This is a genomic window from Bacillus sp. RB3 (assembly GCF_030164735.1).
Lineage (GTDB): Bacteria > Bacillota > Bacilli > Bacillales > Bacillaceae_G > Bacillus_A > Bacillus_A cereus.
Map to the genome: position 1 here is coordinate 1 of NZ_JASNGE010000063.1, position 10929 is coordinate 10929.

Genomic DNA, 10929 nt, shown 5'->3' on the forward strand with positions numbered 1-10929 from the left:
TAACTGATGGATACATCGGTGTTCGCAGGAATCTCCCACTTCAAACAGTCCGTTAGGACGTTAAGTGGTGATTAGTTCAATTTTTAGCTTGATAACAATATGGAGAAATCCTAGGTTTAAAAATCCCTTTAGTTACTGCATACTAGCAACAACCTTTTGAAATTTAGGTTACTACGATGTATAATTATCAGAAAATCTAAGGAGTTGCATATATGGATAACATAAAAATAATAGCTGAGGTTCTGAGTATAGGGTTACAAATTGGTTTATTTTCAAAAACTGAAATAATTGATTGGGCTGATCAGACAATTGAAGCATTAGATAGCCCTTCTATTGAAATTATAGAAGTTTCTCTATCTAGTAATGATAAGTTGGTTGACATCGTACCTAAATTAAAAAACATAAAAGGAACGTATGATAAAAAATTACCTGTAAAAATAATACTGGGACTGTTATGGGATAAATTTATTCTAAATGAAGAAAATGTATTGAAAATAAAACCATTTATATCTAATTTGATACATAATAATTGCTGTGAGGGATTCAGTTATGTAGATGAACAGCTATATAATTTTAATGAGGAAATTAATTTAGCAACAGATAATATATATGGGAATCTAGAAGATATTAGTCAAGAATTAAAAAGCTTTCTATTTCCTTATAAAGACTTTAGTAATTACTTCAGTTTTTGGGAAACTTGAAAAATATTAAATTGATGGTAATAGATCATTTGGAAATGTATTCCGATAAAATAGTAGTTTTATTATTACAGCTATCATACAAAGTGGTTTATCCGTTCATGAAAAAGAAGAATTCATTACACATAATACCGAAATTTATTTTCTTGCTTTAAACCTCACTCTTATAGAATAAGCTAGTACAAATAGTTACACTTTTAAAAAAAGCTTTAAAAAATAAATAGTAAGACCAATTTTCAACCGCCCTTTACAGGTGATCTTTTACTTTTTCTACTTTACATATTCAAAGGCTTCATTTGTCGTAATATAGTATATTCCCCCTTTTCATTCATGATTGTTTACTTCTTTTCTCTCCCTTGCCAATGAATATGGTATAAAATTGAGCACCTTCCAAAACTGTTTTTCTTCCACATTAAGATAAAAATTCACTATCAACTAAAGATTCTATTTCTTCACCGTTTCCCCAATACATAACTAGATTAGGACTTCTGGAGGCTAAAGGGGCCAGGAAAGCAGCAAAGCTAGCGTAAGGTGCTAAATTCCCTCAAGGCATCTCAAAAGCTGAACAATTATTTAATATTCCTATACTCTCCACTCTCCAACATACAACAAAATACATCGTAAAATATATTTTACGATGTATTTTAAAAGAGAAATTGTCATCAGTTTTCTCACCCATATATTTATGAAGAGCTTTACCATTCACGATAAACTCCTCAAATTTTGAAAAAGTTCTTTTAATTGTATACTATACGTTTTTGTCACTTTACCCATAAATTGGCCAAAAAACATTTCTTTTTGTAGATGATTACCTAATTATTCAACGGGGTCGAAAGCATACGTTGGTCATGTATTAATTATTAACCCATAAGCTGGCCATTATTTTATGATAAATTTCATACATACAGATTAAAGGATATAAAGAAAATGATTGCTTTTAACCCCTGATATAACAAAGATTTCTTAATAAAAACCAAGAACAGTCGTTTAAGAAGCTTTCTTAACATACGAAATTCATATTTTATTGGCGAAACCTCTTTATTAAAATTAGTATTATTGTCTAGTTACTATAAAAAAGCCCAATGAATATATAGGTTTATATAACCATTAAAATTTAAAATAGAAAGAAGCTGAAAGTTTATGTATCAACAAAATTATGATGAATACTCATATGATTATACAAATAATCCTAGACAACAATCATTTGTAAATTTAGTAGGTCAGTTTCATATTCTTCCTCAGTCTGTTATTTTACCTAATGGTCAACAACTTCAAGCAGGAACGCGTGTTTTTATTTTTAGAGTAGCTTTTAATCAAATGGGGAACGAAGTGGTTACAATTGTATTCCCTAATGTAGTTGGTGGAAATGTTAGTCTTGGATTAGCGCCAGTTGCAGCTTCTCAACTTTCACCTGGTGGTGCTGGTGGTGGGGTCATGTTCCCCCAAGTTGCCCCTATGCAACCTGGATTTGGTGGTAGATAAAAAAATTTAACAAATAATTTATTTCAGTATATAAAATTAATTAAGTATAGAAAAAACTACACTTAATATAGAAATGGGCCAGATTTTTTTTAAAAAAAGATCCTTTTTCAGTATCAATAACGAATTTCACGTCAACTAGCACCTCTTACGAGGCGCTAGTTGTTATTTTTGTTGTATACATATTAGAAGCATACGTTGGCCGCAAACTAAACAGGAATAAGTTGATCAAAACGGCCATCTTATGCTTCTTGTTACAGTTTTAAACATAGGGTATACAAATTATTACACTTACTTTTCTTCACCGCTTGCTTGCATGGAATTAAACGCCCAATGTAATTTCAATGCATCTCCCCTGAAATACATTATGGTCTTCACCGCTATCTACGAATGTGAACATTACATAAAATGTATCATCATCACCTGGAGTAAATCCATTTCCTTCTCGATCTACAATACCTTTCTTTACAAGGTCAGGAATACTTCCATTTTGCGTAGCTACCTTTAATTCAGATAATGTAGAATAGTACGTTTTTGCTTTACTCGTTGTACTCTTTATACTTTTAATCATTATTGGATGCAGTTGCTTCTGCTAAAATACTATGGGAAAAGACACTCTTATTTGGGTGTCTTTTCTTTATTTCTCAATATAAGAGCTATAAAAATATGCTATGATTTTAATAGAAATTCCCTTGTGTGCAATGAGATAGTAATACCCAACAAAAACCCACCTATTTCCGTAGGTGGGCCTTATCTTTATTACACAATCCAAATTATACTCTGATTTTCCCATCAACTTTATGCAATTATACATATCTGGAAAAAATACACCGAATGAATTTTATATATAGTAAAATAATAAACGTGGATACATTCTATAAAGCAGATTCTTTTGAAAGACGTAACATACCAATCATTATGGAAGGTGTCGCGTCACTCTAATACTGATCTCAAATCTCTTGTACTTTGTAAACTAACAATCTGGTGTATATAGACGATTCTGTTTTATAGGGTGTGTTTACACGTATAACAAAGGGATAATACGGATAAGTTTATACTAAATGAACGTGGTTCAAGTCGGAGGAAGGCACCTTAGGGTGTCTTTTTTTGTACATAATAAAAGCCTCACCATCCTATGGAAACGGTAATTCCTTTAAAACAAATAATAATTGTAAATATATTAATTTTACATTACATTAAAAGTTAGAGAAAGCTCTTATACTAATACAGTCCTAAATAGTAGGTGAAAAAATGGAATTTAACGATTTGGGTATTACCATTAAAGAACTTAGAATAAAAAAAAACATATCACAATCCGAATTGTGTCATGGAATATGTTCACAAAGTCAAATTAGCAAGATCGAAAAAGGTGTGATTTATCCATCTAGCATATTGTTATATCAATTATCAGAAAGACTTGGCATTGATCCGAATCATATATTTGCACTAACTCAAAACAAAAGATTAAAATATGTAGAAAATGTAAAATACGTAATAAAAGATTGCTTAAAACAAAAACAATACAAAGAACTTTATGAAATAGTAAAAAAAGAGAAAAACTTGAATGATTTTCAAACAAACGAAGAGAAACAATTTCTAATATGGCATGAAGCAATTGCTATATTTGAGGTAAATAGATCAACAAAAACCGCTTTAACTCTTTTAAATCATGCGTTAAAACTAACTTTAACCAATTCTGATTTTTTATCAGAAAGAGAAATACATATTATGCAGACAATGGCTATATTTCATGGGGAAAATAAAGAATATGAAAAAAGTATTACGATATTAAAAAGATGTTTAACTAATTTTAATAAGTTAGATTTTCCTAGAGATAAAGAAATTAAATTAAAAATCATTTTCAATTTAGCAAAAAGTTTAGACTTCACATATCAACATGAAGAGGCAATAAAATACATTGATAGGGGCATCAAATTAGCAATTAATCTAAATACTTTATACCTATTAGGTGAACTATTCTATTTAAAAGGTCAGTGTTTATTAAAGATTAAACAACACAATGTAGAAGATGTTGTTTATAACTGGAAAAAAGCATTATTTATATTTGAACTAACAGAAAAAGAATATTATATAAAAATGGTACAAGATGAACTTATTGAAATACAAAATAAAAAACACTCATAATTTCGTAAAAACTACTTAAAAAACCCACAGGAAAAGTTCCTGTAGGTTTTACATTTATAAACATCTTATTATTTTTTATAAACTTACTTTTTAAACGTTATTGCTTAATGTGAATTTTCGAATGAAAGTTTACTTAACGTATTTTTTATTTTGAAATTTGCATCCCTATTAATACTTTATACTTCTTTTCACTTGAACCATCTTAATTTTAAGATGGTTCAAGTGAGAGGATAGCACCTTAGGGTGTCTTTTCTTTATGGATAAAAAAGTCTCATCATTCGTATACTATACGTCTCAAACATATAGTATGCAAATTACTACTCTTACTTTTCTTCACCGCTTGCTTGCATGGAATTAAAAGTCCAATTTAATTTCAATGCATCTCCTTGAAATACATTTTGGTCTTCACCGCTATCTACAAATGTGAACATTACATAAAATGTATCATCACCAGGAGCAAGTCCATTTCCTTCTCGGGCTACCACACCTTTTTGTACAAGATCAGGAATACTTCCATTTTGCGTAGCTACCTTTAATTCAGATAATGTAGTAGACCAAATTGGAACCTCATTTTTATCTAAATTCTTAGGTTATGTAGGTGTCAAATACTCCCCATCTAATATTTGCAAATAACCCATGAGATAATCTCCTTATATACTACATATGAAGTTTATCACTTAATATTTATTGAAGAAAAGACGATGCATACAATAATCAAATCTAATTAACATATCATTTGATTATTGGTAGCAAGATCAAAGAGACTCCCTACTCTTAGAAAGGAACCTCCAATTCATATTATTACCCCATGCCCATCAACTTAAGAATTTTATAACACCCCAAAACAAAAAGTCATGAGCTAACCTTCGGGGGTCACCTCAAACGAGCCCATGGCTTTTATATGCTATATCACAAATAATCTGGGAACACTTTACAGCCCTTTTCTTGCTCCATATCATGTCCAAAGAAAATAATCGGATTTTCTTTCTTAACAACATCTTTTAAACGTTTTATTGAAGATAAAGCTAAATCCGAATCAAATCCAGCAAACGGTACTTCATCTTCAAAGTTTTCTTTCGTATATGATGCATCAATAGTTAGCAACACTGGACCTGATCTTTCCGTCTCAATTAATAATGACTGATGCCCTGGCGTATGTCCCGGTGTATATATTAATTGCACACCTGGCACTACTTCATAATCCCCTTCAATGATTTTATAGTTTAAATTCGGCAATATACATTCTTTCAAATATTCCTCTCTGTGGAGTGCTACCTCATATTCAGCACGCTGCACAATAATTGGTGTATTTGTAAAAACGCCATTTCCTCCTGCATGATCAAAATGCAAGTGAGAACTAATGATATAAAGAAGATCATCTGGCTCATATCCGGCACGCTTTAAAATATTTATGATCCTATCGTTCTCATTCATTTTAGGTAAAACTTGTCCTTCAACAAATGTACCTTTAAAAAGATTCTCATTATTAAGAGCACTTTCTGGCATACCTGTATCTACTAAAATAAGTCCCTCTTCTGTGTCCAAAAGATAGCACCAAACAGGTAAGTTTAGTAGTTTACCCGGTGTAAGTGTACTATTAACTGAAGAATGATCCAACATACAACGACCTGCTGGGAGGAAATAAAGCTTCTTTACTGTCATTATGTATCCACCTTTACAAATAATTTAGGATAAAACATCACAATATAATATTTCGCTTATTAGAAATATACTCCTTCTCACCTTTCATTATTTCAGCCATTATTTTTTCAATTGTTCACAACTTTTCTTTACAAATTCAGTGATACTGGAAAGCCTATGCAGGAATTCAATCCGCCTTTAGGCATAGGATAAAAGTGTCAACTTTCCGTAGAAAAGTAAACGTCAAGTAACTCCAAAATATACAATAAAGGTTGATTTTAGAGTTACTTTTCCACATTGGAATATCTTGTCTTATTCCCCTTTTTCGGTGGATGGGCACAAACACCCTAACTCTAGAAATGCATCAGTTTCCATAAAACCAAACTTTTTATACACTGGTCTACCCATTTTTGAAGCCCCAAGCCATATTTGTGAGATACCTGAAATCTTAACTTCATCAACTAATTTAGTTAACAGCTTTGTTGCGATTCCTTGCCCACGATAATTTTCATTAGTATACATATTTGTGATATAAGCCTTTTTTCCAGTCTTATTGGTGTAACAAGGTGGAAATTCATAAAAAATTACTGCACCACAAGCTATAGTTTCTTCATTATCTTCCACTAGCCATTGAATTAAAGTACCTTCACTTAGTTTATTTTTAAAGGAAGCATATAGTTCTCTACCAATATCTATATTAGGTTCTATCCCCTCATCAACTAATTGCTTTTTTCTTAACTCGACCAATTTATCAATATCATCGATATTTGCTTTGCGATATTTCAACTTTTCGCAACTCCTTTATAAAATTACAACTGACCAGCCCCATAGCATAATTAATTCTCATCATTTTACCATTGGTTCTTATTAAACTAAACTGCCATTAAGTTATTCGGGGTATTTGCTCTTCTTTGCTTGATAGCCATATGTGTACTACCACGAATAGAACGATACCTTTTATATATTTTCTTTCGTAATATTAACCCCATATTCCCTATAAAAATCTAAAATTACAGATGCATTCATACCCAAATCTAATAAATTTTCCGGAAAGTAAATTTTAGCATCCGGAACCACAATATCAGATGTTTGTAAAATATTCTCTGCTTGGACAGCTGCTCCTAAAGCAGTAAGATGTGTCTGTCCTAACGGATCTGATATGTTCACACATCGTCTATGCAATACACCATTAGCATCATAACCTTTAAGGTGAATAACTATGTTATGTGCACTTCCACTTCCGGGTTTATAAAGAATTTTTTTTCGTAAGTCATTAAATTTTTCTCCACTGATTAGTTTCCAAATTCCTGTATTCACCAGAGAAACCAGTCCATATGTAGATATTTTACTATCAAAAGCAATCCGGAAGTTAGTCGAAACAGCATGAATTGATTCTGGCAGGGTTACGTGATCAGGAGTATCCAAACGATAACATTTGGTTATATAACCGTTGGGAAAGCGGACTTTGATTGGATCAGTCATTGGATAAGCCTGTCGCATTCCTTCTCGAGCTTTGACTTCAAATGGAATCGTTAACCGGTCCATATATGCTGTTGAATTTGGTCCTGCTTTGTCTTGAAGAGAATATAGTGCGTTGATATCAACCGTAACGTCTTGAAGTTCTTTTGAATACATTTTAGCAAAAAGAGCTGCTGTCCCTCCCATCCACCCTGAAGCTAATACAACAGGGGATTGGACCTCAACATTTTTTAATCGATCAATAGAACTCTTAAAACGTTCAGTCCAACGAGTAATGTCAACCAATGGAATTTTTTTTTGAACTGCAGATAGAAGTAGTCTATCTTGCGGGTCATTAACCGCATTAACAACTAATGTGAAATTATCATCCAAATTTCTTAACGGATCATCTGTTGTGTTGTCTACAGTGACTATTTTTACTCTATCTGATTCAAAAGGTAACACTTTCCCTAAAGTTCTTCCTCCTAATCTAATTTCCAAATCAGGATGTCGATCATGTAAAATTTGAGCAATTTGACTACCAACAACACCATACCCACCAACAATTAATACTGTTTTCTTATTCATCTGAAACCTCCATTTTAATTAGTGTGAGATCATAAGTTTAAATGTTTAAAAACTTAAACGTTTTAACATAATGTCGCTAAAAAAAGGGACAAAAGGTGTCCCTAAACTATAAATGAGTACCTAATTCTTACATTCATCTTCAACTAAAGAAACAAGTTCTTTTAAAAGATTTATTGTTTCATTAAATTCAAGACAATAATACATTTCAGTGCCTTTTTTCTGAACTCGAAGTAACCCTGATTGTTTCAATATTTTCAAATGATGAGATACAGTAGGTCTTGACATGGGAATATGCTCCGCAATTTGCGTCACATTCAAGCTATCTTTATCAATTAAAAGCGATACAATTTGCTGACGAGTTGGATCTCCCAACCCTTGGAAACATGGTCTTAAATTTTCTAAAATATGCATTACTTTATCATTACAGTTCATTTCGCTAACATTACCTTCCGTTTAAGAATTTAATCATTTGAACGTATTATAAATTACATTGCTATCTAATGCAATAAAGAAGTAGCACCAACTTTAATTATAAATAATAAATCCCTTAACATTTCCTGTAACTTTCCTCCGTGTTTTTCAGCGATTCGAAGTCTTCCGCACTTTGAATATCCTCATCAATGTCCATAATTATCAGGAGTCTAAAAATTTGAAGAAAACAACAAAAATAGTGTAAAAAAGCTACATACTATTTTTGTTGTTTTCTTTTTTAATCAGTATAAATTTGTTAATTATTACAAGCGTTTAATTTATTACACTTTTTGCGTGCTTTAATTTCCGCCGGCTGGGCACCAAGCCAATAAGTTGGAAAAGCTGTCCCTTCAGTAACACCCCCATCACGATGCATGTAATAACGCTCATCATGGTTAGCTTTAAAGTTTCCTTCAAGTGCAAGTTCCACCCACTCTGCACCAAAACGAAAAATTTCTGCAGCTACTCCACCAAGCGGGTGAAATTCATTCTCATAGACGCATATCTCCTTTGGTGCTTCTACAAACTCATAAAGACTTAATGCTTCTTCCAAACGGGTAAGTTCATCAAATTCTCCTATTCCCATGAAGACTGGACAAGTAATCTTTGGCGCCAATTTCCACAGGTTCATCTGGCTACTCAACTCGTTTTCAAAAGCAACTTCATCCGTGTAACCAGACATGTACATAAAATTTGCTTTGAAACTCGGCTGCGCTCTGTTAAAGATGGTATCAAATTCACCATATACACCTTCAAAAGTTGCTATAGCCTTTATACGATTATCACTCGCAGCAGCTCGCATCCCCCAATACCCGCTCATACTGATACCAAAAAATCCAATACGCTTTGAATCAACCTCAGGTCGTTTTGATAGGAAATCGATATAACAACTAACGGCGCGTTCGTAATTAGTCAAATCAACTTTTAGACCTTCAGATACAGATTCACCTTGACCCGGTCCTTCAATTGATAGAGCTACAATACCACGAGACGTATAATAACGTTGTGCAATTTGTATATAGTCTTCCTTAATCATATCCATACCTGGACCTAATATTACTCCTGGTGCATTCTGAACTTCACCTGAGGGCAAATGAAGTAGTGCATATATCTGTTTGCCTTCAAATTCTAGTACTATACGTTGTACTGTTCCTCCTCCAAGTGATGAAATAGCTGCCACACATTCGTTACAACGTTCTCGAAATGCCAATTTTCGTGGATCATCATTAAAATATGAATATTGTGCACGTCCCCACATAACAGCAGCTCGCTGATATAGATCACGAGCAGTAACAGTGAATCCTTTTTGTTCATAATGTTTTGCACGTTCTTGAGCCTGAGAAGCAACCGTCGCCCATGCTTTTGGTATCATTGCTCCACTCTTTACTTGAGAAAAAACTTTATCAAAATCAGTGTGATCGTGTCCTAACTGTTCCATAGTTGCCTTTGCTTCAGGATGCAAAGCATCAAACCCACCAAGTGCAAGGGCTATATCTAAAGCCCATCCTTGAGATTGTGAACGTTGAGTCATAATAATCATCCTTTACGCTTTTGATTAAGTACTTAATAATTAAGTACTTAATCAAAATAATGAAGTATAATATGTACTTTTGTCAAGACTACAAACCACGTCGTCTTATTATTTTATTGATGATTTAAGGTGAGGATATATAATATTGCTTGGAAAATGAATAGCCAGTCTCTACTTAATTTGACTCTACTCTTTTTCATATGTTAATGTTAACTCCATATAATTAAGTACTTAGTTAATGGGAAAATGGTGATGTTATGAAAAATTCTTCAAATAAGTTAACTGCGATAGACGAACTTAGTCAGGCTATATATAGTCTGACTGCAGCCGATGGACGTTTAAGAGGGCGAGCTACTCGTACATTAGGGGCAGTTTCAATGGTCCATGCTCGAACCCTTAAAGTATTAGCTGAAGAAGGCGAATTGTCAGTCAAAGAATTAGCTGATCGAGCAGAAACTACCGCCGCTGGCATTACTCAATTAATCAATGGATTACAACAGGCTGGTTACGTTGAGCGTGTTCGTTCAAATAACGACCGGAGAGTTGTCAATGTCCAACTTACGCCTAGTGGTTTAAATTGTCACTTAGAAAGAGAGAAAAAACTAAAACATATTCTTAATGCGAACCTTTCAGATTTTGATCCAGAGCAAATCGAGAAATCCTCTGAAATAATTAGATGTCTAGTTCATGTTCTTGACCAACTATAATAGTATTCTAAAGCTTTCTTGAGTTTTTAGAACTAGCACATCGCTATTATGCTAATAGAACTAGTTACCCCAAAATAATAAAACCGCATCTCCAAGTATTAGATAACTATCTAATACATTTGAGGTGCGGTTCACTTAAGTCATTGATGTTTCAGCTATTCTCTTTATTTGAAAATTACATCTACCATATTAATTTAATATTATATTCCTC

Annotated in this window: 9 protein-coding genes and 3 pseudogenes; 5 read left to right on the forward strand and 7 right to left on the reverse strand. The window is 32.8% G+C overall.

All coding sequences use genetic code 11. The features are described from left to right. The first annotated feature begins 212 nt into the window (after positions 1-212). Entirely contained in the window at positions 213-701 is a 489-nt protein-coding gene (locus tag QO049_RS29805) for a hypothetical protein (protein ID WP_246963526.1), read from the forward strand. Between the two features lie 1137 nt (positions 702-1838). After that, a complete protein-coding gene (locus tag QO049_RS29810; protein WP_098405739.1) occupies positions 1839-2180 on the forward strand; it encodes a hypothetical protein in 342 nt (113 codons plus the stop codon). 288 nt (positions 2181-2468) lie between these two features. On the opposite strand, the pseudogene QO049_RS29815 reads toward QO049_RS29810, so the two are convergent. Further along, positions 2469-2700 (reverse strand): annotated as a pseudogene (locus tag QO049_RS29815) (TasA family protein); the annotation flags it as partial. Positions 2701-2710: 10 nt separating this feature from the next. Here QO049_RS29815 and QO049_RS29820 point away from each other — a divergent pair. Next, positions 2711-2773, forward strand: a pseudogene (locus QO049_RS29820) (YjcZ family sporulation protein); the annotation flags it as partial. 655 nt (positions 2774-3428) lie between these two features. After that, positions 3429-4322 (forward strand): helix-turn-helix domain-containing protein, encoded by an 894-nt coding sequence (locus QO049_RS29825; protein ID WP_284489781.1) that lies wholly within the window; start codon positions 3429-3431, stop codon positions 4320-4322. A 323-nt stretch (positions 4323-4645) separates the two neighbouring features. On the opposite strand, the pseudogene QO049_RS29830 reads toward QO049_RS29825, so the two are convergent. The 6 genes and pseudogenes from QO049_RS29830 to QO049_RS29855 form a co-directional block, all read right to left on the reverse strand. Beyond that, positions 4646-4906, reverse strand: a pseudogene (locus QO049_RS29830) (TasA family protein); the annotation flags it as partial. A gap of 325 nt (positions 4907-5231) precedes the next feature. Then, positions 5232-5984 (reverse strand): quorum-quenching N-acyl homoserine lactonase AiiA, encoded by a 753-nt coding sequence (aiiA, locus tag QO049_RS29835; RefSeq protein WP_284489782.1) that lies wholly within the window; start codon positions 5982-5984, stop codon positions 5232-5234. Positions 5985-6275: 291 nt separating this feature from the next. After that, entirely contained in the window at positions 6276-6749 is a 474-nt protein-coding gene (locus tag QO049_RS29840) for a GNAT family N-acetyltransferase (protein ID WP_284489783.1), read from the reverse strand. A 171-nt stretch (positions 6750-6920) separates the two neighbouring features. After that, positions 6921-8009, reverse strand: a complete 1089-nt coding sequence (locus tag QO049_RS29845) for a saccharopine dehydrogenase family protein (RefSeq protein ID WP_284489784.1) — start codon at positions 8007-8009, stop codon at positions 6921-6923. A gap of 120 nt (positions 8010-8129) precedes the next feature. Further along, positions 8130-8441: an ArsR/SmtB family transcription factor gene (locus QO049_RS29850; RefSeq protein WP_000995770.1), complete on the reverse strand. Its 312-nt coding sequence runs from the start codon at positions 8439-8441 to the stop codon at positions 8130-8132. Between the two features lie 295 nt (positions 8442-8736). Then, the gene (locus QO049_RS29855) at positions 8737-10011 is read right to left on the reverse strand and encodes an alpha/beta hydrolase (RefSeq protein WP_284489785.1); all 1275 of its coding nucleotides are present in this window, start codon (positions 10009-10011) and stop codon (positions 8737-8739) included. Between the two features lie 257 nt (positions 10012-10268). Here QO049_RS29855 and QO049_RS29860 point away from each other — a divergent pair, with 257 nt between their 5' ends. Beyond that, on the forward strand, positions 10269-10718 hold the full coding sequence (locus tag QO049_RS29860; RefSeq protein ID WP_000798525.1) for a MarR family winged helix-turn-helix transcriptional regulator: 450 nt from the start codon (positions 10269-10271) through the stop codon (positions 10716-10718). Positions 10719-10929: the final 211 nt, after the last annotated feature.

Excerpts from the sequence above, each read along its gene's own strand:
- QO049_RS29805 (WP_246963526.1), top strand. The coding sequence starts at position 213 with ATGGATAACATAAAAATAATAGCTGAGGTTCTGAGTATAGGGTTACAA.
- QO049_RS29860 (WP_000798525.1), top strand. The coding sequence starts at position 10,269 with ATGAAAAATTCTTCAAATAAGTTAACTGCGATAGACGAACTTAGTCAG.
- QO049_RS29845 (WP_284489784.1), bottom strand. The coding sequence starts at position 8,009 with ATGAATAAGAAAACAGTATTAATTGTTGGTGGGTATGGTGTTGTTGGT.
- QO049_RS29810 (WP_098405739.1), top strand. The coding sequence starts at position 1,839 with ATGTATCAACAAAATTATGATGAATACTCATATGATTATACAAATAAT.
- QO049_RS29855 (WP_284489785.1), bottom strand. The coding sequence starts at position 10,011 with ATGACTCAACGTTCACAATCTCAAGGATGGGCTTTAGATATAGCCCTT.
- aiiA (WP_284489782.1), bottom strand. The coding sequence starts at position 5,984 with ATGACAGTAAAGAAGCTTTATTTCCTCCCAGCAGGTCGTTGTATGTTG.
- QO049_RS29850 (WP_000995770.1), bottom strand. The coding sequence starts at position 8,441 with ATGAACTGTAATGATAAAGTAATGCATATTTTAGAAAATTTAAGACCA.
- QO049_RS29825 (WP_284489781.1), top strand. The coding sequence starts at position 3,429 with ATGGAATTTAACGATTTGGGTATTACCATTAAAGAACTTAGAATAAAA.